The sequence below is a fragment of the Mesorhizobium sp. B4-1-1 genome, assembly GCF_006439375.1.
GTDB lineage: Bacteria > Pseudomonadota > Alphaproteobacteria > Rhizobiales > Rhizobiaceae > Mesorhizobium.
Map to the genome: position 1 here is coordinate 1 of NZ_VFTH01000041.1, position 22,516 is coordinate 22,516.

At 65.9% G+C, this 22,516-nt stretch carries 18 protein-coding genes; 14 read left to right on the forward strand and 4 right to left on the reverse strand.

The genetic code is table 11. The features are described 5' to 3' along the window. The 6 genes from FJW10_RS29670 to FJW10_RS29700 form a co-directional block, all read left to right on the forward strand. Nucleotides 1-1,332: hypothetical protein (locus tag FJW10_RS29670; RefSeq protein WP_140902690.1), on the forward strand; the 1,332-nt coding region annotated here is incomplete at its 5' end. 156 nt (nucleotides 1,333-1,488) lie between these two features. Further along, nucleotides 1,489-2,793, forward strand: coding sequence for an ABC transporter substrate-binding protein (locus FJW10_RS29675; protein WP_140902691.1), 1,305 nt, complete (start codon nucleotides 1,489-1,491; stop codon nucleotides 2,791-2,793). Nucleotides 2,794-3,007: 214 nt separating this feature from the next. Beyond that, nucleotides 3,008-3,889, forward strand: coding sequence for a branched-chain amino acid ABC transporter permease (locus tag FJW10_RS29685; RefSeq protein WP_140837516.1), 882 nt, complete (start codon nucleotides 3,008-3,010; stop codon nucleotides 3,887-3,889). Further along, nucleotides 3,886-4,848, forward strand: coding sequence for a branched-chain amino acid ABC transporter permease (locus FJW10_RS29690; protein WP_140902692.1), 963 nt, complete (start codon nucleotides 3,886-3,888; stop codon nucleotides 4,846-4,848). Before FJW10_RS29685 ends, FJW10_RS29690 begins: the two co-directional genes overlap by 4 nt. Next, on the forward strand, nucleotides 4,845-5,573 hold the full coding sequence (locus tag FJW10_RS29695) for an ABC transporter ATP-binding protein (protein ID WP_140902693.1): 729 nt from the start codon (nucleotides 4,845-4,847) through the stop codon (nucleotides 5,571-5,573). The genes FJW10_RS29690 and FJW10_RS29695 overlap by 4 nt, the downstream gene beginning before the upstream one ends. Next, nucleotides 5,566-6,279: an ABC transporter ATP-binding protein gene (locus FJW10_RS29700; RefSeq protein ID WP_140902694.1), complete on the forward strand. Its 714-nt coding sequence runs from the start codon at nucleotides 5,566-5,568 to the stop codon at nucleotides 6,277-6,279. The genes FJW10_RS29695 and FJW10_RS29700 overlap by 8 nt, the downstream gene beginning before the upstream one ends. Before the next feature lie 236 nt (nucleotides 6,280-6,515). On the opposite strand, the gene FJW10_RS29705 is transcribed toward FJW10_RS29700, so the two are convergent. Together FJW10_RS29705 and pncA are read right to left on the reverse strand one after the other, a co-directional pair. Further along, complete coding sequence (locus FJW10_RS29705) at nucleotides 6,516-7,916, reverse strand: sodium:proton antiporter (RefSeq protein ID WP_140902695.1); 1,401 nt, start codon at nucleotides 7,914-7,916, stop codon at nucleotides 6,516-6,518. A 58-nt stretch (nucleotides 7,917-7,974) separates the two neighbouring features. Further along, a complete protein-coding gene (gene pncA / locus FJW10_RS29710; protein WP_140902696.1) occupies nucleotides 7,975-8,589 on the reverse strand; it encodes a bifunctional nicotinamidase/pyrazinamidase in 615 nt (204 codons plus the stop codon). A 288-nt stretch (nucleotides 8,590-8,877) separates the two neighbouring features. On the opposite strand from pncA, the gene FJW10_RS29715 reads away from it, so the two are divergent. The 6 genes from FJW10_RS29715 to FJW10_RS29740 all read left to right on the forward strand — a co-directional run bounded on the left by FJW10_RS29715 (nucleotide 8,878) and on the right by FJW10_RS29740 (nucleotide 16,017). Further along, on the forward strand, nucleotides 8,878-9,735 hold the full coding sequence (locus FJW10_RS29715; protein ID WP_140902697.1) for a xanthine dehydrogenase family protein subunit M: 858 nt from the start codon (nucleotides 8,878-8,880) through the stop codon (nucleotides 9,733-9,735). A gap of 77 nt (nucleotides 9,736-9,812) precedes the next feature. Then, on the forward strand, nucleotides 9,813-12,560 hold the full coding sequence (locus FJW10_RS29720) for a molybdopterin-dependent oxidoreductase (protein WP_246674410.1): 2,748 nt from the start codon (nucleotides 9,813-9,815) through the stop codon (nucleotides 12,558-12,560). Then, nucleotides 12,557-14,098, forward strand: a complete 1,542-nt coding sequence (locus FJW10_RS29725) for a 6-hydroxynicotinate reductase (protein ID WP_140902698.1) — start codon at nucleotides 12,557-12,559, stop codon at nucleotides 14,096-14,098. Before FJW10_RS29720 ends, FJW10_RS29725 begins: the two co-directional genes overlap by 4 nt. Beyond that, nucleotides 14,098-14,982, forward strand: coding sequence for a UPF0280 family protein (locus FJW10_RS29730; protein ID WP_140902699.1), 885 nt, complete (start codon nucleotides 14,098-14,100; stop codon nucleotides 14,980-14,982). The genes FJW10_RS29725 and FJW10_RS29730 overlap by 1 nt, the downstream gene beginning before the upstream one ends. Further along, nucleotides 14,975-15,559 (forward strand): amino acid synthesis family protein, encoded by a 585-nt coding sequence (locus tag FJW10_RS29735; protein WP_140902700.1) that lies wholly within the window; start codon nucleotides 14,975-14,977, stop codon nucleotides 15,557-15,559. The genes FJW10_RS29730 and FJW10_RS29735 overlap by 8 nt, the downstream gene beginning before the upstream one ends. Then, complete coding sequence (locus FJW10_RS29740; protein WP_140837427.1) at nucleotides 15,556-16,017, forward strand: MarR family transcriptional regulator; 462 nt, start codon at nucleotides 15,556-15,558, stop codon at nucleotides 16,015-16,017. Before FJW10_RS29735 ends, FJW10_RS29740 begins: the two co-directional genes overlap by 4 nt. On the opposite strand, the gene FJW10_RS29745 is transcribed toward FJW10_RS29740, so the two are convergent. Together FJW10_RS29745 and FJW10_RS29750 are read right to left on the reverse strand one after the other, a co-directional pair. Continuing rightward, a complete protein-coding gene (locus FJW10_RS29745; protein ID WP_140902701.1) occupies nucleotides 16,018-17,712 on the reverse strand; it encodes a hydantoinase B/oxoprolinase family protein in 1,695 nt (564 codons plus the stop codon). A gap of 1 nt (nucleotide 17,713) precedes the next feature. Continuing rightward, nucleotides 17,714-19,786 carry a hydantoinase/oxoprolinase family protein gene (locus FJW10_RS29750; protein ID WP_140837411.1) on the reverse strand — a complete coding sequence of 691 codons (2,073 nt, stop codon included), beginning with the start codon at nucleotides 19,784-19,786 and terminating at the stop codon, nucleotides 17,714-17,716. A gap of 220 nt (nucleotides 19,787-20,006) precedes the next feature. Here FJW10_RS29750 and FJW10_RS29755 point away from each other — a divergent pair, with 220 nt between their 5' ends. Together FJW10_RS29755 and deoC are read left to right on the forward strand one after the other, a co-directional pair. Beyond that, a complete protein-coding gene (locus FJW10_RS29755) occupies nucleotides 20,007-20,834 on the forward strand; it encodes a ferredoxin--NADP reductase (protein ID WP_140902702.1) in 828 nt (275 codons plus the stop codon). A gap of 397 nt (nucleotides 20,835-21,231) precedes the next feature. Next, nucleotides 21,232-22,284: a deoxyribose-phosphate aldolase gene (gene deoC / locus FJW10_RS29760; protein WP_140902703.1), complete on the forward strand. Its 1,053-nt coding sequence runs from the start codon at nucleotides 21,232-21,234 to the stop codon at nucleotides 22,282-22,284. Nucleotides 22,285-22,516: the final 232 nt, after the last annotated feature.

Genomic DNA, 22,516 nt, shown 5'->3' on the forward strand with positions numbered 1-22,516 from the left:
GACCGTGGCCACGTCCTGCTGCTGCCCACCGGCTACTACCTCGCCGGCGGCGCGCTGGCGGTAGCCGTCAGCTTCCTCGTCCTGGCGCTGTTGCCGCCCGCCGCCCTCGACAATTTCTGGCGCAAGCGCCTGTCGCTCCTCACCTTCAGCGACCACCCTCGCACCATCGTCAGCCTGATTTCATTCGCCGGCTTCGCCCTTCTCATCGCCGCCGGCCTTTTCGGCAGCCGCGACCCGCTCTCCAACCCGCTGCCGCTGGTGGTCTGGACGCTGCTTTGGGCCGGTTTCACGCTACTGCAGGGCATAGTCGGCAACCTCTGGTCATGGCTCAACCCGTGGTACGGGCCGTGGCGCGTCGCCTCTCGTGTCTTCGGCATTCATGCGGGCGATGCAAAGCGGTCAGGCCTGCCGTCATCGCTCGGCTACTGGCCGGCCTTCGTGCTGTTCTTTGCCTTCGCCTGGTTCGAGCTGATCGATCCCGCGCCCGACGATCCGGCTCGCCTTGCCTTGGCCGCCGGCCTCTACTGGCTGGCCAGCTTCGCCGCTATGCTCATCTTCGGCTACGGCACCTGGAGCAGGCGGGGCGAATTCCTGACCGTCTTCTTCTCCATGGTCGCCCGCTTCGCACCTTTCGAGCATGACGAAGGCCGGCTCTCGCTCTGCTGGCCCGGCGCCAAGCTGCTCGCGGCTGAGCCGCTGCCACTGAGCGGCACCGCCTTTCTCCTGCTGGCCCTGTCCTCGGTATCCTTTGACGGCCTGTCGAAAACCTTCTTCTGGCTCGCTCGGTTCGGCATCAACCCGCTGGAATTTCCCGGCCGCACCGCGTTGATCGGCATCGGCAGCTACGGCCTCGTCCTGACCTTCATCCTGCTTGCGGCGGCGTTCGCGCTGGCCGTCTTTCTCGGCCAACGCCTCGCCGGCGATGCGCGATCGTTCGGAAAAGCCGCCGGCCTGCTGGTCTGGTCGATCGTGCCGATCGCACTTGCCTACCACATCGCGCATTACCTCACCGTGCTGCTGGTTGACGGCCAGTACGCCCTGGTCGCTCTCTCCGATCCCTTCGCGCTCGGCTGGAATCTGTTCGGCACCGCCGACATGATGGTCGAGGCAGGCGTCGTCGCCGGCGCTCAGTCGGCCTGGTGGCTGTGGAATCTGCAGGCAGGCGTCATCATCGCTGGCCATGTGCTGGCCGTGCTCGTCGCGCATGGCCTTGCCTGGCGTCTCCACCCGCAGCCGTCGCGTGCCGCGCTCAGCCAGCTGCCGCTCACCCTAATGATGATCGCCTACACGATCTTCGGCCTGTGGTTGCTTGCCACGCCGACCGCCGGATGACACAAGGAGCGCGCTCCGATGCCGTGGGGTAAAGCTCGCTTGCCAGGCCAAAGCTTTGGTGATTTAGTTTGTACACATGCAATTTTCCCATCCTCCGGAAGGGGGTGGTTTAGCCGCCTTATCGCTGGTCAGGACTGAAAAAACAGGGGAACGGACATGGCTGACAAGAACGGATTTTTCGACCTCTCCAAGCCGACGCTGTCGCGCCGCACCGCGCTGAAGGGGATAGCCGCCGGCGCCGGCCTGGCACTGGCGCCTGGCTTCGTCCGCTACAGCCAGGCGCAGAGCTCGGCGCCGATCAGAATAGGCTTCCAGTCGCACCGCACCGGCATCGGCGCCGCCTATGGCCGCTGGTACGAGAAGACCAGCGCCGCCGCCGTCAAGGCGATCAACGACGCCGGCGGCATCGGCGGCCGCCAGGTCGAGCTGGTCATCGAGGATGACGGCACCGATCCCGCCCGCGGCGCCGAGGTGGTGGCCAAGTTCGCCAAGCAGCACAAGACCGACATCGTCTTCGGCACCTTGTTCTCGCATGTCGTGATCGGCTCCGCGCCCGCCGCCGGGGAAAACAAGATCCCCTATTTCGTGGTCAGCGAAGGCCATCACGTGGCCTCCACCAAGCTCAACCGCTACGTCTTCCAGCCCGGCATCACCGATGTGAAGAGCCAGATCCAGTCGATGGCGCCGTGGATCGCCGCCAATGCCGGCAAGAAGGTCACGCAGATCTTCCCCGACTTCGCCTTCGGCTACGACCATCGCGATTACCTGCCGCCGGCGTTGAAGGCGCAGGGCGCCGACGTGATCGCGCAGATCGCCATCCCGCCGACGGAGAGCTCCTTCACGAAATACTTCCCACAGATCCCGGCCGAGACCGAGGTGATCTACCATGTCATGGTCGGGCCGGCCGTGCTTACCTTCGTCAAGGAACTCGGCGAGTTCTACGGTTCGCAGCGGCCGCAGCTCTTCGGCTTCATCGATTCGCTCGAAGCCGTCGACATCAACAGCCCCGGCCTCGAATTCCTCGACGGCAGCCATTTCTGGGAAGGCTCGCCGCGCTACGCCCAGGCCGATGACTCGGCCGCGCAGAAAGCCTACCGCGCCGCCGTCGGCATCGACGACAATGGCGCCGCCGTCGGCGACCCCAAGGACGTCTCCACCGCCGCCCACATGTTCGGCTGCTGGGAAACGCTTTATGTCGTCAAGAAGGCGATGGAGGATGCCGGCTACAAGGGGCCGGAAGACCGCGCCAAGCTGGTCGAGGCGACCGAGGCCCTGAAGGAATTCGCCGAGGGGCCTGAGCATCCGCAAGGGGCAAAGACCTTCAACGGCAGGATCCATCAGTGCTTCGGCATCCAGAACATCTCCAAGGTCGAAGGCGGCAAGCTCAAGGTCGTGCACAAGACCAAGATCGAGGACGGCCTCTACGAGCCCGAAGGGGATTACACGACGCAGGCGCTTTAGGCCCATTCCGGCCAGCGTGAGCGCCCAGGCCCCCCTCTCTGGCCTGCCGGCCATCTCCCCCTCAAGGGGGGAGATTGGCAGCTTTGGCGACGGCAATTGTTTGTCAGCGTTAGCGATTGGCGAAACCTGTGGCGATGTCCGATCTCCCCCCTTGAGGGGGAGATGCCCGGCAGGGCAGAGGGGGGTGCCTCGCGCATCCGTTGGTGCTTAGCAAATGCACTTCGGACCCCATCTCCTCCTCGCCGCCCTCGAAGGCCTCGTCACCTCCGCCGTATTGGCGCTGACGGCGCTCGGCCTTTCGCTGGTGTTCGGCGTCATGCGCGTCGTCAACGTCGCCCATGGCGAGTTCTTCATGCTGGGCGCGGTGCTGGCCTGGGCGGTCTCGACGGCGATCTCGGGCCACCCGGCGATCGGTTTCGTGGCCGCGCTGGTGATCGCGCCCGTGCTGGTCGGGCTGGTTGCGCTCGTCGCCGAACGCCTGGTGCTGCGCCGGCTGAACTACAATCCGGAAGCCACCATCGTCGCCACCATCGGCATGCTCTACATCATCCAGCAACTGGCGTTGACCTTCTATGGCCCCGAGGCCCGGCCCGTCGAGCCACCCTTCAGCTACCGCATCCTTTTGCCGTGGTTCGGCTATTCCGGCTACAAGCTGTCGGTGGTCGCCGCTTCCGCCATTCTGCTGGTGATCACCTGGCTGGTGCTGACGCGCACCAAGATCGGCCTGATCATGCGCGCCACGCAATATGATCGCGAGACGGCGCAGGCCTTCGGCATTCCGGTCGAACGCGTCTATGCCGGCGTCTTTGCCGTCGGCGCCATGCTGGCGGCGATCGCCGCGGTGCTGATCGTGCCGATCAGCCAGGCGCATTACCTGATGGGGCAGGACCCGCTGCTGCTTTCCTTCATCGTCGTCATCATCGGCGGCCTGGGCTCCCTGCGCGGCACCGTGGTCGCCGCGGTCCTGATCGGCCTTTCCGACGGCATCATCTCGATGTTCTTCTCGCCGACGCTCGCCAAGATCATCGCCACACTGGTGGTCGCCATGGTGCTGGTGTTCCGGCCGCAGGGCCTGTTCGGGACCACGCCGCGATGAGGGATGCTTCGCCGGCAAAGGCCTACACCCTGCATATCGGCGTCATCGCGCTTCTGTTCGCGCTGAACTTCGTCCTGCCGGACTATCACCAGGGTCTGTTCGCCCGCATCATGGCGCTGGCCGTCTTCGCCATGGGCTACAATCTGCTCTTTGGCTATGTCGGCCTGCTCAGCCTCGGCCACGCCATGTTCTTCTCGGCCGGCCTCTACGGCGCGGGCTTGACGGTCCATCATCTCGGCTGGGGCGTGCCCGAAGCCTTCGTTGCCGGGATCGTTTGCGGCGCGCTGCTCGCTCTGGTCATCGGCCTGCTGGCGCTGCGCACCTCGGGCGTCGCCTTCATGATCGTCACCATGATGTTCGCCCAGGTCTTCTACCTGCTCATCCTCTATTTCGCCGCCTGGACCGGCGGCGACCAGGGCCTTGTCATCCAGCAGGCATCGCGGGTGATCGCGATCGGCGACGCCTCGCTCGACCTGACCGATCCGACCGTTCGTTATATGAGCGCGCTGGCGCTGTTCGCGGTCGTGCTGCTCATCACCCTTGCCATCGTCCGCTCCCGCTTCGGCCGCGTGCTGGTCGCCATCCGCGAGAACGAGGAGCGGACAAAAATGCTTGGCTACGACACGGTCGCCAACAAGCTCGCAGCCGTCGTGGCCTCCGGCGCCATCTGCGCGGCGTCGGGCGCCGCCTATGCGCTGCTGTTCGGCTATGTCGGATCGAGCTTCGCCGGCGTTCAATATTCGATCCTGCCGCTGCTCTGGGTGCTGCTGGGAGGTGCCGCGACCGCGCTCGGGCCGCTTATCGGCACGCTGTTCATGTATTACGTCACCGACATCACCAGCGGTTTCACCTCCGCCTATCTCCTGATCGTCGGCGTGGCGCTCATCCTGCTCGTCCTGTTTGCTCCGAAGGGCATTATGGGCAGCATCCGCGAGCGCTGGCTGGGGTGGCTGCCATGATGCCGCTGCTCACCACCAAGGGCCTGTCGCGCAACTTCGGCGGTCTTCGCGCCGTCGACGGCGTCGACTTCGCGCTGATGCCGGGCGAGATCCGCGCCATCATCGGGCCCAACGGCGCCGGCAAGACCACCTTCGTCAGCCTGCTCTCGGGCCGCATCCGGCCATCCTCCGGCATGGTCGTCTTCGACGGCGCCGACATCACCGCCATGCCGGCTTACAAGCGGGTTCGCCTCGGCGTCGCCTATACCTTCCAGATCACCAGCGTCTTCGCCAACCTCACCGCCTTCGACAATGTCGCGCTGCCGGTGCAGCGCACGCTGACGGACGGCCGCACGAAGGGGCAGGTCAGGACGGGCGTGATGGCGGCGCTTGAACGCACCGGCCTGGCCGACCGCGCCGGCACGCCGGCCGGACAGCTTTCCTATGGCCACCAGCGTCTGCTCGAAGTCGCGATGGGCCTGGCGCTGAAGCCGCGCCTGCTCATCCTCGACGAGCCGACGCAAGGCCTGGCCGACGCCGAGATCGACAATTTCATCACGCTGGTGCGCGAGATCGCCAAGGACGCAACGGTGCTTCTGATCGAGCACAACATGCCGGTCGTCATGCAGCTTGCCGACCGCATCACCGTCTTCAATTCGGGAAAGATCCTCGCCGAAGGCACGCCGGAGCAGATCCGCGCCAACGCCGAGGTCCAGGACGCCTATCTCGGAGCGACCCATGGCTGACACGGGATTGCTCACCATTTCCGGCCTCGACTGCTTCTATGGCGAGGTGCAGGTGCTCTACGGCCTCGATCTCGCTCTCAACAAGGGTGAGGTGCTTTGCCTGTTCGGCCGCAACGGCGCCGGCAAGACGACGACGCTGAAGGCGATCATGGGCCTGGTCCCGGCGGCCGGCGGTTCGATCAAACTGGACGGCAAGGAATTGACCGGGCTCGCCGCGCATGACGTGCCGAAGGCCGGCGTCGCCTATGTGCCGCAGGGTAGGCGATTGTTCGCCGAGATGACGGTGGCGGAAAACATCGAGATCGGCCTGATGGCGCGCGGCAAGGGCAAGCAAACCCGCGAGAGTGTGCTCGATCTCTTCCCGTTGCTCAGGGAGCGGCTGAGGCAGCGCTCCGGCACGCTCTCCGGCGGCGAGCAGCAGATGCTGGCGATGGCCCGGGCGCTCTGCCTCGAACCGCAGGTGCTTTTGCTCGACGAGCCGACCGAAGGGCTGATGCCGTCGATGATCGCCAAGATCCGCGAGACGGTGGCGAAGCTGCGCGATCTTGGCGTCTCGACGATCCTGGTCGAGCAGCGCGTCGACGCGGTGCTCTCGGTCGCCGACCGCGTCTCATTCATCGAGAACGGCCGCAACCGCGAGACAGTCGATGTCGAGGCATTGCGGGCGGATCCCTCGGCGGTTCGGCGATATGTAGGGGTGGGATAGGCGGCGAATTCGCTGCCCTGCCAAGGTTTTCCGACCGTAGCGCCGCCCCTCATTGCCCTGCCGGGCATTTCTCCCCGTGAACGGGGAGAAAGAAGTTGGCCGCGGCCTCGCACCTGCTCTGCAACGTCGAAATTGGCGAAATCGGCGATGTCAGCTCCCTTCTCCCCGTTCACGGGGAGAAGATGGCGGCAGCCAGATGAGGGGCGGCGCAGACGGTGAAAATTGAGCAGCTCAGCTCATCGGAAAAACAAAAACCCGGCGATCAAGAACGTCGGGACCAGCACCGCGCCCGACCACGCCATGTAGCCGAAGAAGCCGGGCATCTTAAAGCCGCGACGCCTGGCGATGGCGAAGACCATGAAGTTCGGCGCATTGCCGATATAGGTGTTGGCACCCATGAACACCGCGCCCGCCGAGATCGCGGCGAGCGTCGAGGCGGCCTCGGTCATCAGGTGCCTGGCATCGCCGCCGGCAAGCTCGAAGAACACCAGATAGGTCGGCGCGTTGTCGAGGAACGACGACAGCGCCCCGGTCAGCCAGAAATAGGCGAGATCGTTGGGTTGGCCGTCCGCGGATGCGACCAGTGCCACCAGCGGCGCAAGCGCGCCGTCGTGGCCGGCCCGCAGGATGGCGATGACCGGTACGATGCAGATGAAAATGCCGGCAAAGAGTTTCGCCACCTCGGCGATCGGTCCCCATGTGAAGCCGTTCGCCTCGCGGTGGCTCTTGTACGAGACTTTTAGCGACAGCAAGGCGAGCGCCAGGATGATGGCGTCGCGCACCAGGTTCTGCAGCTCGAGGCTGACGCTGAAAATCGGGATGCTGACGCCCGGCTTCCAGCTCGCCGAAAGCAGAATCGCGCCGATCACGCCGGCGAGCAGCGGCAGGTTGGCCAGGCCGCGCAGGCGCACCTTCGTATCCGGCGTCGGGTCCTTGATCTTCGGCATGCCGCCCTCGCGGCGATGCAGCACGATATCGAGCGCCAGGAAGACGGCGAGCACCAGCCCGCCGGTGAACAGCGTCTCGCGCCACAGATTCACGGTCGTCCAGAAGAAATCGACGCCACGCAGGAAGCCGACGAACAAAGGCGGATCGCCGAGCGGCGTCAGCGAGCCGCCTATGTTGGAGACCAGGAAGATGAAGAAGATCACCACATGGGCGTTGAACGGCCGGTTGTCGTTGGCGCGCAGCATCGGCCGGATCAGGATCATCGAGGCGCCGGTCGTGCCGATGACCGAGGCGAGCATTGCGCCGATCAGCAGCAGCCCGGCGTTGACCAGCGGGGTGCCGTGGATGTTGCCGGCAAGCAGGATGCCGCCGGAAATCGTGTAGAGCGCGAACAACAGGATGATGAAGGACATATATTCGGTAAGCAGCGTGTGCAGCACCGCTTCGCCTGCCGAGGCAAGGCCGAAGGCCACCGCCAGCGGCACGACCACCAGCACGGCCCAGCCGGCGGCGATCTTGCCGTAGTGATGTTCCCAGACATGCGGGAAGAGCAGCGGTCCGGTCGCGATCGACAAGAGCAGGCCGGCAAAGGGCAGGCCCCACCACAGCGACATCGCGGCGCCGGGCAGTTCGTGATTTTCAGCGGCGAAGGCAGACTGCGGGAAAGCGAGAATGAGTGCGCCAGCCATGCCTGTCGCCAAAACCCCCGCAAATGTCGTGATGCCCCCTCGCTGCCTCACCGTGGCGTCAATCCGCCGAATGATCTTCGAGCGTCACGCCGGCTTCGTGCATGCGCTTCAGCATCGCCTCGACCGAGCCGTTGAGGTCGATGCCGCGGCACGCGTCGAGCCGCACTGTCGTCCTGAACCCCTGCTTCACGGCATCAAGGGCTGAAAAGGCGACGCAGAAGTCGGTGGCGAGGCCGGCCAGGGTGATCGTGTCGACGCCGCGTTCCCTTAGGTAGCCGCCAAGGCCGGTCGGCGTCGTATGGTCGTTCTCGAAGAACGCCGAGTAGGAGTCGATCGCGGTGCGGAACCCCTTGCGGATCACCAGCTCCGCCTTGGTCCAGGCGAGCCCGGAATGGAAATCGGAACCGAGACTGCCCTGGATGCAATGGTCGGGCCACAGCGTCTGCGGCCCGTAAGGCATCTCGATCGTCTCGAAAGCCTGCTTGCCGGGATGGCTGGAGGCAAAGCTCGAATGGCCGGCGGGGTGCCAGTCCTGAGTGAGGATCACATGCTCGCTGCGCCGGACCAGGTCGTTGACCAAAGGCACGATCTCGTCGCCGCCGGCAACCGCCAGCGCGCCGCCTGGGCAAAAATCGTTCTGCAGGTCGATGACGATGAGCGCTTCTTCGGCCATGCGGTTCCCTCTCGTTCAGCTTGGGGGCTCCAGTCCAAAAGCCGCTCACGCGACCGGACACGGAACCTTGACCAGATGGCCGGCGACGTCAACCTCCGGCGCCGTAACGATCTCGTTCAGGTGCTGGCGGCGCCAACTCTGGCTTTGACAATTGCCGCCGGCCTGATATCATTTGCATACGAATGAAATTTGACCGGTGCGCATGCCGGTGGGAAGGCCCGAAGCAGGCACTTCGGAGGGCTAGGGAAGGCCCCTTTCGGGAAGGCCCAATTGTCTGGAAGGCAGAGCGTGATCCGTTACGCGAAACCCACCACGGTCGACGAGGCGCTCGCTTTGCTTGGCGAGGACCGCTGGCGCATTCTGGCCGGCGGCACGGATTTCTATCCGGCACAGGGCGCCAACCCCGTCCGCGACAACATCCTCGACATCAATGGTCTCGCCCAACTGCGCGGCATCGCCGAGGCCGACGATCATTGGCGGATCGGCGCCCGCGCCACCTGGACGGACGTTGTCCGCCATCCGCTGCCGACGGCGTTCGACACGCTGAAGGCCGCCGCGCGCGAGGTCGGCTCGGTCCAAATCCAGAATGTCGCCTCGGTAGCCGGCAATCTCTGCAATGCCTCGCCCGCCGCCGACGGCGTGCCGGCATTACTGGCGCTCGAAGCCGACGTCGAACTGCGCTCGGCCAAAGCCGTCCGCCATCTTCCGCTCGGTGAATTCATCCTCGGCAATCGCCGCACGGCGCTGCAGCCGGGCGAGATGGTCACCGCCATCCGCGTGCCGAAGCGCTCCGCAATTGGCACCTCCGCCTTCGTCAAGCTCGGCGCCCGGCGCTACCTCGTCATCTCGATCGCCATGGCGGCAGCCCGGCTCGTGATCGAGGGCGGCGTGATTGCCGATGCGGCGATCGCCGTCGGCTCCTGCTCGGCAGTTGCCCGTCGTCTCGCCGGCGTCGAGGCGGCGTTGCGCGGGCAGCCAGTCACTTCTGCCCTTGCGGACACGGTGCTGTCGGCGCCGATCGATGAACTGTCGCCGATCGCCGATGTGCGCGGCAGCGCCGAGTATCGGCGGGACGCGGCGCGCGAGATCGTCGTCCGCGCGGTGCGCGCCGCGATCGGTTCCGGTGAAGGCAAGGTGGCCGCATGAGCATGACCCAGCCTGGCATGGCCAAATCCGGCATGGCTCAATCTGACATGGCCCAGTCCGGCATGGCCCGGTCCGGCATGGAACGCGCCGACATTGCCTTCGAGGTCAACGGCGCGGCCGTCAGCGTATCCGTGCCGCCGGTCAGGCGATTGTCGCAGGTCTTGCGCGACGAGCTGCGGCTGACCGGCACCAAGGTCGGCTGCGATGCCGGCGATTGCGGCGCTTGCACGGTGCTGGTCGACGGCAATCCGGTTTGCGCCTGCCTGATGCCGGCGGCCTCCGTGGTCGGCGCTTCCGTCACCACCGTCGAGGGCCTTGCCAATGGCCAGCTGTCCGCCTTGCAGGCCTCTTTCCTCGAACACGGCGCCGCGCAATGCGGCATCTGCACGCCCGGCCTGTTGGTCGCGGCCACCGCGCTTTTGGAACGCAACCCCACGCCAAGCGAGGCCGAGACGCAGGATGCGCTGGGCGGCGTGCTATGCCGCTGCACCGGCTACAGGAAGATCGTCGCGGCGGTGATGGGCGCCTCGCGGCATATGAACGGCATAGATATTCGCCCCCCGGAAGCGGGCCACGCCGTCGGTGCCTCTCCCATCCGCCTCGACGGCGTGCCGAAAGTCACGGGCAACGAGATGTTCGGTGGAGACTCTTTTCCGGCCGATGCCCTGGCGGTGCTCGTGGTGCGCTCGCCGCATTATCATGCCCGCTTCAGTTTCGGCGATCTCGATGCCTGGACGAAAGCGCATCCCGGCATTGCCGGCGTCTTCACGGCGGCCGACATCCCGGGCCACAACTGCTTCGGCGCCATCGGTCCCTTCGCCGACCAGCCGGCGTTGGCCGAGGGTTTTGTCCGCTTGCGCGGCGAGGCGGTGGCGCTGGTGGCGGGCGAACGCGAGGCGATCCTCGATCTCGACCTAACGGATTTTCCGATCGGATGGACGGCACTGCCGCATATGCTGCAGCCTGCCGAGGCGAGGGCCGAGGGCGCTGCGCTGATCCACAGCCACCGGCCGGCGAACCTGCTCACCTCCGGCTTGGTCGAACGCGGCGATCCTGAGGGAGCCCTTGCGGGCGCGGCCGCCACCGTCTCCGGCTCGATCGAAACCTCCTTTGTGGAGCATGCCTATATCGAGCCGGAAGCCGGCTACGCATACATGGACGGCGACGAGCTGGTCGTCGTCGCTTGTACCCAGGCGCCCTACATGGATCGCGACGAGACGGCCAAGGTTCTCGGCCTGCCCGTTGAAAAGGTACGCATCGTGCCGACCGCCACCGGCGGCGGCTTCGGCTCGAAACTCGATGTCTCGCTGCAGCCCCTCATCGGCCTTGTGGCGATGAAGACGGGCCGGCCGGCGGCGCTCGCCTACACGCGCAACGAATCGATGATGTCGACCACCAAGCGCCATCCGGCCGAGATGAAGGCGACCATCGGCGCCGATGCCGAAGGCCGCGTCACCGGCATGGTCTTCGAGGGCGATTTCAACACCGGCGCCTATGCCAGCTGGGGGCCGACGGTCGCCAATCGCGTGCCGGTGCACGCTTCCGGCCCCTATCTGACGCCGAACTACCGGGCGACCGGCTATGCCATCCACACCAACGGCCCGATCGCGGGGGCCTTCCGCGGCTTTGGCGTCCCCCAGTCGACGATCATGCAGGAGACGCTCTATGATGAGCTCGCCGGCAAGCTGGGCATCGATCGGCTGGACTTCCGGCTAAGGAATTGCCTGCGTGACGGCTGCGAAACGGTCACCGGCCAGCGCCTCGAGGCGGGCGTCGGCATCGGCGAATGCCTGGAGCAGCTTCAGCCGCGTTGGTCTCGCGCGCTGGCGGACGCGGAGGCGTTCAATGCCACCCACGCCGCAAGCAAGCGCGGCGTCGGCGTCGCCTCCTGCTGGTACGGCTGCGGCAACACCTCGCTGCCCAATCCCTCGACCATCAAGGTCGGCATCTCGGCCTCCGGCGACGTCGTCCTGCACCAGGGCGCGGTCGATATCGGCCAAGGCTCCAACACGGTCATCACGCAGATCTGCGCCGACGCGCTCGGCCTGCCGCTGGGCAAGTTCAAGCTGAAGAGCGCCGACACCGGGATCACGCCTGACGCCGGCAAGACATCCGCCTCGCGCCAGACCTTCGTGACCGGCAAGGCGGCGGAGAAGGCAGGCCGCGCATTGCGCGAGAAAATCCTGCGCTTCGCCAATGTCTCCGGCCAGGCGACGATTGCGCTTGACGGCTCCAGCATCTCCATCCGCGAAGGCGATGCCGCGCGACGCATCGATCTCGCGGCACTCAAGGCCGATGCCGACGGCCTGGTGTTCGTCGCCGAGGAAACCTACGATCCGCCGACGCTGCCGCTCGACGCCAAGGGCCAGGGCAAGCCCTACGCCGTCTACGGCTATGGCGCGCAGATCGCCGAGCTCGAGGTCGACCTCAAGCTGGGCACGGTGAAGCTGATCAGGATCACCGCCGCGCATGATGTCGGCAAGGCGATCAACCCGATGCTGGTCGAAGGCCAGATCGAGGGCGGCATCGCGCAGGGCATCGGCATGGCGCTGATGGAGGAATATATCCCGGGCCGCACCGAGAACCTGCACGACTACCTGATCCCCACCATCGGCGACGTGCCGCCCATCGAGCATATTCTGGTCGAGGTCCCGGATCCTGAAGGGCCGTTCGGCGCCAAGGGTCTGGGCGAACATGTGCTGATCCCGACCGCGCCGGCGATCCTCAACGCCATCCGCCATGCCACCGGTGTCCTGGTCACCAAGGTGCCGGCGACGCCGAGCCGCATCCTTGCGGCGATCCGCGAAAAGGAGGCGCGCCGATGAGCGAGCTTGCCGAACGTTTCGAAACCCACGACCCCGGCGAAAAGCAGATGGCCGAAAAGATCCGCTGCGATGCCTGTCCGGTCATGTGCTACATCGCCGACGGCCGCACCGGCGCCTGCGACCGCTACGGCAATGTCGGCGGCCGCATCGTGCGCATGGACCCGCTGACCATCCTCGACCACGCGGCCGAAACCGGCGGGGCGGTCGTGCCGTTCGTCGCCGAGGGCGAGGCCTGGAACGGCGAGCTGGTCAACACCGGCCGCCGCTTCGTCACCGCGATCGGCGCCGGCACCACCTATCCGGACTATAAGCCGGCGCCCTTCATCGTCAGCCAGGAGGTCGAAGGCGTCGATCTCGTCACCGTCGTCACCGAAGGCATCTTCTCCTACTGCGGCGTCAAGGTGAAGATCGACACCGACCGCCATATCGGCGACGAGGCGGCGACGGTGCGCTCGGAAGGCGAGGCGATAGGCCATGTCACGACCGGCGAATACGGTTCGCAGATGCTGTCGCTCGGCGGTGTTCACCATCTGACCGGTGGCTCGAAGGCCGAAGGCCGCGCCACCTGCGATGCGCTGCTCGATCTCTGCAACAGGAAACCGGTCGAGCTCACCATTGACGGCGGCGCGACGGTGATCGTCGAAGCCGGCAAACCGCCGGTCATCGACGGCAAGGTCGAGCACCGCATGCGCGTCGGCTGCGGCTCGGCCACCATCGGCATGTTCGCCACGCAATGGCGCGGGCTGGTCGACGAGGTGGTGGTGGTCGACGACCACATCACCGGCGTCGTCTCCGAGCATCAGGCCGGCAAGGTGCTGGGCTGGGAGGATACCGGCATCAAGATCATCGGCCGCCGCTCGACGCCGGGCCGCTATTTCAAGGTGTCGGAGCCCGGCCTCGGCTGGGGCGGAACGACGATCTCCGATCCTCTGTCGATCCTCGGCGACTGGAACGCCAAGAAAGGCGCGCGTCCAGGCCTGTCCCTGCTGATGGTGTCGACCACCGGCGAGCAATTCGCCTATTACGAGCTCGACGACGAGCTGAAGCCGGTCGAAAAGCCGTTCCCGGACCGGCTGCAAAAGTCCGTCGGCCTGATCGAGGAGAATTGCGAACCGGCTTTGTGCACGGTTCTCTTCATCGGCGGCGCCGGCGGCTCGCTGCGTGCCGGCGTCACCGAGAACCCGGTCAACCTCACCCGCTCGGTGCAGGGCCTGAAGACCTATGTGACCGTCGGCGGCGCGCCGGTCTATGTTTGGCCGGGCGGCGGCATCACGCTGATGGTCGACGTCACCCGCGTGCCGGAAGGCGCCTTCGGTTATGTGCCGACGCCGGCGCTGGTGGCGCCGATCGAGTTCACCATGCGCCGCGACGACTATGTCAGGCTCGGCGGCTACGAAAACGAGATCCGCAGCGTCGAGGACATCCTCGCCAAGGGCGGCGAATACCTCAACCCGCGCAGCAACACCGGCGCGCCGGCTGGCAATCCCTGGCCGCCGCTGGCGCAACTGCGGCGTTCCGCGGCGAATGGTGCCGGCTGATGAACGGCCCGCAGGCGCACTGGCTTGCCGACGGCAGGCGGCTTCATCTCAATCATGGACCGATCGACCTCATCGTCGAGGCCTTTGGCGAAGCGGATGAATGCCGCGCCGCTTACGAACAGGCAGTCGCCCGCTTTCAGACGATCCTGATCGAGGTGGTCGAAGAGCTGCCCGAATTGCGGCTTCCTGCATTCTTCCTGGCGCCGCGCAGTTTTGCCGGCCCTACGGCGCGCCGCATGGAAGCAGCCGTCACGTCGTTGGCGGAATGCTTCATCACGCCGATGGCGGCCGTCGCGGGCTCGGTAGCCGACGAAATTCTTGGTTCCCTGCTCGCCGGCCGCCGGCTCGACCGCGCTTACGTCAACAATGGCGGCGACTGCGCCCTCCATCTCGGCAAAAACCAGTTGATGACGGTGGCCATCGCCGGCACCGGGAGTGACATGGCCGATCGCGTCACCATTCGCGCCGAGGACGGCGTGCGTGGCGTTGCCACCAGCGGCTGGCGCGGCCGCTCGTTTTCATTCGGGATCGCCGACGCCGTTACCGTTCTCGCCCCGACCGGCGCCGAGGCCGACGCGGCGGCGACGCTGATTGCCAACGCCGTCGACCTGCCTGGACATCCTGCCATCGCCCGCGCTGCGGCGCGCGACCTGGCGCCGGACAGCGATCTCGGTGAGATGCTGGTGACACGAAGCGTCGGCGCGCTCGCGCCCGGCGAGATTGCGCGGGCGCTGGACAACGGCCTTGCCGTCGCCGAAGATTTTCGCCGGCGCGGCCTGATCGCCGCATCGGCGCTGTTTCTGGCGGGCGAGGCCCGCATCAGTGGTTCGGTGGCGCTCGCCGCGCCCAACAAACATAAAGCGAAGGAAACTGCCCATGCCTGACTTTCCGATCCGCAAGGTCGCGGTTCTGACCGAGGAGATTTTTCACGACGGCGGTGCTGTGGCGAAAGAACCCCGCCTTCGCGCCGCGGCTCTCGCCGTGGTCAAGAACCCCTTCGCCGGCAGTTATGTCGAGGACCTGCAAGGCGCGATGGAAGACCTGAAGCCGCTCGGGCTGCTCCTCTCCGACAGGCTGATCGCAGCGCTCGGCGGCGACGTGAAGAAGATCGACGGCTACGGCAAGGGCGCCATCGTCGGCTCCGCCGGCGAACTGGAACACGGCGCGCTGTGGCACGTGCCCGGCGGCTACGCCATGCGCGAGCGACTGGGCGACGCCAAGGCCATCGTGCCGTCGGCCAAGAAGGTCGGCGCCTTCGGCTCGCGGCTCGACGTGCCGCTCGGCCACATCAACGCCGCCTATGTGCGCAGCCATTTCGATGCCATGGAAGTGGGCATCAGCGACGGCCCGCGCCCCGACGAGATACTGTTCTGCCTCGCCATGACCTGCGGCCCGCGCGTCCACAACCGCATGGGCGGCCTGGCGGCGCAGGACATCAAGGCATGGGACGGCTTGAGATGAGCGGCGAGGACAATCTGCTGCGCCTGGTCGAGGCCGAAGACGGCGACGAGAACAACTACCATCTGCAGGACCAGGTCGGCTTCATCCTGCGCAGGGCGCATCAGCGCCATGTCGCGCTCTTCGCCTCGCATATCGGCGACCTGACGCCGCCGCAATTCGCCGCGCTCGCCAAGCTCTACGATATCGGTGAAACCTCACAGAACCAGCTCGGAACGCTGATCGCGATGGACGCCGCCACCGTGAAAGGCGTCATCGACCGGCTGAAGGCGCGGGGACTGGTCGACGTTTCCAAGCACGAGGTCGACAAAAGGCGGCTGCTGGTCAATCTGACCCCGGAAGGCCGCGAGGCGATCGAGCGTCTGATCCCGCTTGCCCGCGCGATCACGGAGGAGACGCTGGCGCCGCTGACCGCCAAGGAGGCGGCGACATTCCTGCGGCTGTTGGTGAAGCTGGCGTGATTAGTTAGCCGGGTCGATCTCGAACATCTCCCTGGCCTGCTCGGCCGTATAGTAACCAAGCCGGACATCCTCGGCGACCTGCTTCGGGTCGCGCTCGCGCGGATCGCCATAGCCGCCGCCGCCCGGCGTGCCGACGCGCACGCGGTCGCCGGCCTTGAGCGCGATGTCCTGCTCTTTCGAAAGATGCGGCGGGACGTGCGCTTCGCCGTTCCGGAACACCGTCACGCTGTTCGGCGCGCCATCCTTGCCGCCGAGCGCGCCCTGCGGGCCGAAGCGGCCATGGTCCATGACGAAGGACGCGCGGGCTTCACCGCGTAGGATCTCGACTTCATAAGCGAGCCCGAAGCCGCCGCGATGCTTGCCCGCGCCGCCGGAGCCCTCACGCAGCGCGTAGTGGCGGTAGAGCACCGGAAAAGCCTGCTCCATGATCTCGACCGGCGGCGACTTCGAGATGCCGATGGTCGAGCAGCCATTGCTCAGTCCGTCATGGCCGGCATTGCCGCCATAGCCGCCGCCGGAGATCTGGTACATGACATAGTCGCGGCCGCGCGCCGGATCGTTGCCGCCGAGCGCGAAATTGCCGCTGGAGCCGGCGGGCGCCGCCGTCACCTTGTCCGGCAGCGCCTGCACCATGGCAGCGAACACCGCTTCGGCGATGCGTTGCGACACTTCCGCCGCGCAGCCTGATACGGGCCGCGGGTATTTTGCGTCGAGGAACGTACCTTCCGGCCGCTTGACGTGCAGCGGCTCGAAGGCACCGGCGCTGATCGGCACTTCCGGGAAGATATGGCGCATGGCGAGATAGACGGACGACAAGGTCGTCGCCAGCACGCTGTTCATCGGCCCCACACAGGGTTTTGAGGAGCCGGCAAAGTCGAAGGTCAGCGTATCGCCCTTCTTCTCGACGGCGAGGTCGATGGTCAGCGGCTCGTTCACCACCCCGTCGGAATCGACGAAAGCCTGCGAGCGATAGACGCCATCGGGGATGACGGCGATCGAGGCGCGCATCTGCTCGGCGGCGCGACGGCGCAGTTCCGCGATCGCCTCGACGACGGTTTCGTCACCGTAACGATCCAGGATTTCATTGAGCCTGTCCTGGCCGATCAGCAATGCGGCGGCCTGCGCGCGGATGTCGCCGATGCGCTGGTCGGCGACCCGGATGTTGGAGCAGATGATGGCGTAGATCTCGGGATCGAGCACGCCCTTCTTGAACAGTTTGACCGGCGGCAGCCGCAGGCCCTCCTGCTCGACCGCGGTGGCCGAGGCCGAAAAACCGCCCGGCACCGAGCCGCCGATATCCGGCCAATGGCCGGTGTTGGAAAGCCAGCAGAAGATCTTGCCGTCGCGATAGACAGGCATGACGAAGCGCACATCCATCAGATGCGTGCCGCCGAGATAAGGATCGTTGACGATGTAGATGTCGCCCGGCTCCGGTGCGAGGCAGCTTCCGTCGGCGATCATCTCGATCACCGTCTTGGTCGAATATTGCATGACGCCGACAAACACCGGCAGGCCCTGGCTGCCTTGCGCGATCAGCGAGCCGTCAACGGCCGAGTAGATGCCGTCCGAGCGGTCGTTGGCCTCGGCGATGACCGGCGAGAAGGCCGCGCGGGAGAAGGTCAGGTCCATCTCGTCGCAGACCTGCTGCAGGGCGGCCTGCAGCACCGAAAGCGTGATCGTGTCGAGCTTTGCCATTTCAGGTCTCGCCGATGTCGATGATGATGTTGCCGTCGACATCCGAGCGGGCCCGGTCGCCGGGCTCGAGCACGGTCGTGGCGTCCATCTGTTCGAGGATCGCGGGTCCCTCGATCACGGCGTCGAGCGGCAGCTTTTCGCGGGCATAGACCGGTGTGTCGTGCCAGCGCCCGTCGTACCAGACCGGCCGGATCTCGCGCCGCGCCTCCTCGAGCGTTGCCGCACGTCCCGCCGGGTCGATCAGCCGCGACAGGTCGATCTGCGGCCGCACCCCGGTGACCGAGGTGTTGAGGTTGACGAGGTTGGCGCGGATTTCGGGCAGCTCGACCTTGAAACGGGCGAAATAGGCTTTTTCGAACAGAAGCTGCAGCGTTTCTCGTGAAACCGAGGAGGAGGGCAGCGGCACGTTGATGATGTGCGTCTGGCCGACGAACTGCATGTCGGCGGAATGGGTGACGCGGATCGCGTCCGGCTTCACCGCTTCCTTGGCGATCAGCGCCTCGCCTTCGTTACGGTGCCGTTCCAATACCTCGTGAAGCGAAGCTTCATCGAGCCCGCCGACCGGCTGATTGATCGTGTTGACGAAGTCGTGGCGCAAATCCGCGACGACGCAGCCGAGCGCATTGGTGATGCCGGGGCGCGCCGGCACCAGCACCCTGGGCAGGCCGAGTTCGCGGGCGAGCGCCGTCGCATGGAGCGGCCCGGCGCCGCCGAAGGCGAACAGCGCGAAATCGCGCGGGTCGTGGCCGCGCGACACCGACACCATGCGGATGGCGCCCGCCATCTTCATGTTGCCGAGCCGCAGCACAGCACCCGCCGCTTCGACGCCGGAGAGCCCTGTGCGCTTGCCGATCTTGTCCTCGAAAATGCCGGTCACGCGCTCGACGGTGACCGGATTGTCGACGGCGAGCAGCTTCTTCGGCGCCAGGCGGCCGAGCACCAGATTGGCGTCGGTGATGGTCGGTTCCACGCCGCCGCGCCCGTAGCAGATCGGGCCTGGATTGGCGCCGGCGCTTTCCGGGCCGATCTGTATCAGCCCGGCCGCGTCGACGCGCGCGATCGAGCCGCCGCCGGCGCCGACCGTGTGCACCGCCACCATCGGCACATGGATCGGCATCGCATATTCGATCTCGATCTCGTTCGACACGGCGGGTTCCGCGTTGCGGATCAATGCCACGTCGGTCGATGTGCCGCCCATGTCGTAGGTGACGAGATTGCCGAAGCCGGCGCGTTTTCCCGTATAGGCGGCGGCGATCACGCCGGAAGCCGGGCCGGACATCACGGTCTTGGCTGATTCCTGCGTGACGAAGCGGGCCGAGATCATGCCGCCATTGCCGTTCATGATCAGGAAGTCGCGGGCGTAGCCCTTTGCCGCTAGTTCCTTGCGCAGCCGCTCGACATAGCGCTCCAGGATCGGCTGCACCGAGGCGTTGACGGCAGCCGTCACGCCGCGCTCGAACTCGCGCGCTTCCGAGAGGAGCGCATGGCCGGTGGTGATGTGGCCGTTCGGCCAGACCTCCGCCGCGATCTCGGCGGCCCGCCGCTCATGCGATGGGTTGGCATAGGAGTGCAGGAAATGGATGACCAGCGACTCGCAGCCGGCGTCGAGCAGCTTTTTCACTGCGTCGCGCATCTCGGCTTCGTCGAGTTGAATGCGCACGGCACCCGACGCCTCGACCCGCTCCGATACTTCAAGCCGCAGATCGCGGGGAATGACGGGGACAAAAGTGCCCGTCATGCCATAGGCCTGCGGCCGTGTGCGGCGGCCAAGCTCGATCACGTCGCGAAAGCCGCGCGTGGTGATCATGCCGGTCCGCGCCAGGCGACGCTCCAGCACGGCGTTGGTGGTCGTCGTCGTGCCATGCACGATGAGGTCGATGCCGTCGATCGGAAAACCGGTGGCGCCAAGCGCCGCGACCACGCCGAAGGCCTGGTTCTCCACCGTGGTAGGGGTCTTGGCGATATGGACTTTGCCGCCCGCCTTGCCGTCGATCAAGAGCAGATCGGTGAAGGTCCCGCCGACATCGATGCCGGCCACGACGCTTCCCGCCGACGCCGAAAATTTCTCATTCATTGCCGAAACCCGAAATGCCAGGACTACGGATATGCCTCGGTTTGGAAAGGCGTTTTACGCCGCCATCTTGACCTGGAGATCATTTGTATACTAATAAATTCCCGAGACAAGAGCTTACCGCTTGGCAGTGTGCAGGGAGTACGCCGGAACCTGACCGTTCGGGCGCGCACGAGAAGGTTTGGCGCCAGAAGGTCCGTCTGGGCTGGAAAGTTGGGTTGGAATGAACACGACATCCGCGTTGAACGTCGCCGGCTCGAAGCCGCTGCAGTTCCCGATCCCGGCCAATGTCTATGCCGAGACCGTGGTGTCGGTGAAGCATTACACCGACCGGCTGTTCTCGTTCCGCATCACCCGCCCGCAGTCGCTGCGTTTCCGCTCCGGCGAATTCGTCATGATCGGCCTGCCCAATGCCGAGAAGCCGATCTTCCGCGCCTATTCGGTCGCCAGTCCCGCCTGGGACGACGAGCTCGAATTCTTCTCGATCAAGGTGCCGGACGGTCCGCTGACCTCCGAGCTGCAGAAGATTGAGGTCGGCGACACCGTCATCATGCGCCAGAAGTCGACCGGCACGCTGGTGCTCGACGCGCTGACGCCTGCCAGGCGCGTCGTCATGATCTCGACCGGCACCGGCATCGCGCCTTTCGCCAGCCTGCTGCGCGACCCCGATACCTACGAGAAGTTCGACGAGGTCATCCTCACCCACACCTGCCGCGACAATGCCGAGCTTATCTACGGCCAGGAACTGGTCGCGGCGCTCGAAAGCGATCCGCTGATCGGTGAGCTGACCGGCGGCCGCGTCACGCTCTACAATTCGACGACGCGGGAAGAGTCGGCGCGCATGGGCCGCATCACCGCGCTGATCGGCTCGGGCAAGTTCTATTCCGACCTCGGCATCGACAAGCTCAATCCCGAGACCGACCGCATCATGATCTGCGGCTCGACGCATATGCTGAAGGACGTCAAGGAACTCGCCGAGAGCCTCGGCTTCCAGGAAGGCTCGCTCAGCCACCCGGCAAGCTTTGTCGTCGAGCGCGCCTTCGTCGGCTGAGGCATATCGCGGTCCGCCAGCTCTGTTGGAGGCGTCTGAGATTAGCGACGACATTCGCGCTTCGTCATTCTAGGGCGGAGCAAGGGGCGGAGCGACGCGCGCAGACCCTAGAATCCATGCCGCTAAGGCATTGCGGCGGTTACAGAATTCTGCACCGCCGCACTCTGCGGCAGAGGTCACGGCATGGATACTCGGGTCAAGCCCGAGTATGACGAGGGATAGGCGTTTCGGCTAATCTCCAACGCCGGGAGCATCTGCTCAGCATGACGTTTTGACCATGCGGTCAAAAATTGGCTGCTTTCGCCGGCTTTTTCCGCTATGACCCTTTGAAAGACTCGTGAAGCGCTGTTTCACGGGTTATCTTCGGCGTGAGGTCGCCGAAATGAAAGGGCAGGAGATGAGCACGATCCGCGAAGCGGGCGCAGGCGCAGGCGCGTCCAAGGTGATGCCGCTGCCGGCGCGCGCCGCCGCCAACACGCCGCTGCCGCTGGAACACGGCATTGCCCGCAATCCCGGCATGAAGCTCGATCTCGGTTTCCTGGAATCGGTGCGCAGCGTCAACCGCTCGGCGCTGGAGCGGCGGGTCGCGACGCTCACCAAGCGGCGCTCGATCAAGGCCGACAACCAGGCAGCGTGGCTGTTGCGGGCGATCGCCTGCATGGACCTCACCACGTTGAACTCCAACGACACCGACGAGCGCGTGCGCCGGCTCTGCGCCAAGGCGCTCAACCCGCTGCGCCGCGATATCGTCGAGGGTCTCGGCATATCGGGCGAAACCATCCGTCCGGCGGCGGTCTGCGTCTACCATCCCTTCGTGGCCACGGCAGTCGACGCCCTGCGCGGCACCGGCGTCCATGTCGCCGCGGTCTCCACCGCTTTCCCGCACGGCCTTGCGCCGCTCTCGACGCGCCTGCAGGAGATCGAGGCTTCGGTGAAGGACGGCGCCGACGAGATCGACGTCGTCATCCCGCGCGGCCTGGTCTATGGCGCCAAATGGCGCGAACTGTTCAACGAGATCGTCGCCATGCGCGCGGCCTGCGGCGATGCGCATCTGAAGGTCATCCTCGGCACCGGCGACCTCGCCACGCTACGCAACGTCATGCTCGCCTCCATGGTGGCGATGATGGCGGGGGCGGACTTCATCAAGACGTCGACCGGCAAGGAAAGCGTCAACGCCACGCTTCCCGTCGGCCTTGCCATGGTGCGTGCCATCCGCGCCTATTTCGAGGAGACCGGCTACCTGATCGGCTTCAAGCCGGCCGGCGGCATCTCCACCGCCAAGGTGTCACTGGACTGGCTGGTGCTGATGAAGGAAGAGCTCGGCCGTCCCTGGCTCGAGCCGGACCTGTTCCGCTTCGGCGCGTCCAGCCTGCTCACCGACATCGAACGCCAGCTCGAACATCATTTGACCGGCCACTATTCGGCCAACCACCGCCACGCGATGGCGTAGGGCGAAGGCCTTGAGCGCCGAGTTCCTTCGCGCCCCCCTCTGTCCTGCCGGACATCTCCCCCACAAGGGGGGAGATCAGCCTTCACGCCTGGCGGCTGCCGTCCTGCAACGTCGGCGATTGGCGAAATCATCGATGACAGCCAATCTCCCCACAAGTGGGGGAGATGTCCGGCAGGACAGAGGGGGGCGCGAAGGATCGCCTGCCAAGACGATTACCAGGAGCATGTTATGA

What these genes read in the sequence shown, in the direction of transcription:
- FJW10_RS29675 (WP_140902691.1), top strand. Translation starts at nt 1,489, where the DNA reads ATGGCTGACAAGAACGGATTTTTCGACCTCTCCAAGCCGACGCTGTCG.
- FJW10_RS29700 (WP_140902694.1), top strand. Translation starts at nt 5,566, where the DNA reads ATGGCTGACACGGGATTGCTCACCATTTCCGGCCTCGACTGCTTCTAT.
- FJW10_RS29735 (WP_140902700.1), top strand. Translation starts at nt 14,975, where the DNA reads ATGCCTGACTTTCCGATCCGCAAGGTCGCGGTTCTGACCGAGGAGATT.
- deoC (WP_140902703.1), top strand. Translation starts at nt 21,232, where the DNA reads ATGAGCACGATCCGCGAAGCGGGCGCAGGCGCAGGCGCGTCCAAGGTG.
- FJW10_RS29685 (WP_140837516.1), top strand. Translation starts at nt 3,008, where the DNA reads ATGCACTTCGGACCCCATCTCCTCCTCGCCGCCCTCGAAGGCCTCGTC.
- FJW10_RS29690 (WP_140902692.1), top strand. Translation starts at nt 3,886, where the DNA reads ATGAGGGATGCTTCGCCGGCAAAGGCCTACACCCTGCATATCGGCGTC.
- pncA (WP_140902696.1), bottom strand. Translation starts at nt 8,589, where the DNA reads ATGGCCGAAGAAGCGCTCATCGTCATCGACCTGCAGAACGATTTTTGC.
- FJW10_RS29695 (WP_140902693.1), top strand. Translation starts at nt 4,845, where the DNA reads ATGATGCCGCTGCTCACCACCAAGGGCCTGTCGCGCAACTTCGGCGGT.
- FJW10_RS29745 (WP_140902701.1), bottom strand. Translation starts at nt 17,712, where the DNA reads ATGGCAAAGCTCGACACGATCACGCTTTCGGTGCTGCAGGCCGCCCTG.
- FJW10_RS29730 (WP_140902699.1), top strand. Translation starts at nt 14,098, where the DNA reads ATGAACGGCCCGCAGGCGCACTGGCTTGCCGACGGCAGGCGGCTTCAT.
- FJW10_RS29755 (WP_140902702.1), top strand. Translation starts at nt 20,007, where the DNA reads ATGAACACGACATCCGCGTTGAACGTCGCCGGCTCGAAGCCGCTGCAG.
- FJW10_RS29705 (WP_140902695.1), bottom strand. Translation starts at nt 7,916, where the DNA reads ATGGCTGGCGCACTCATTCTCGCTTTCCCGCAGTCTGCCTTCGCCGCT.
- FJW10_RS29720 (WP_246674410.1), top strand. Translation starts at nt 9,813, where the DNA reads ATGGAACGCGCCGACATTGCCTTCGAGGTCAACGGCGCGGCCGTCAGC.
- FJW10_RS29750 (WP_140837411.1), bottom strand. Translation starts at nt 19,786, where the DNA reads ATGAATGAGAAATTTTCGGCGTCGGCGGGAAGCGTCGTGGCCGGCATC.
- FJW10_RS29740 (WP_140837427.1), top strand. Translation starts at nt 15,556, where the DNA reads ATGAGCGGCGAGGACAATCTGCTGCGCCTGGTCGAGGCCGAAGACGGC.
- FJW10_RS29725 (WP_140902698.1), top strand. Translation starts at nt 12,557, where the DNA reads ATGAGCGAGCTTGCCGAACGTTTCGAAACCCACGACCCCGGCGAAAAG.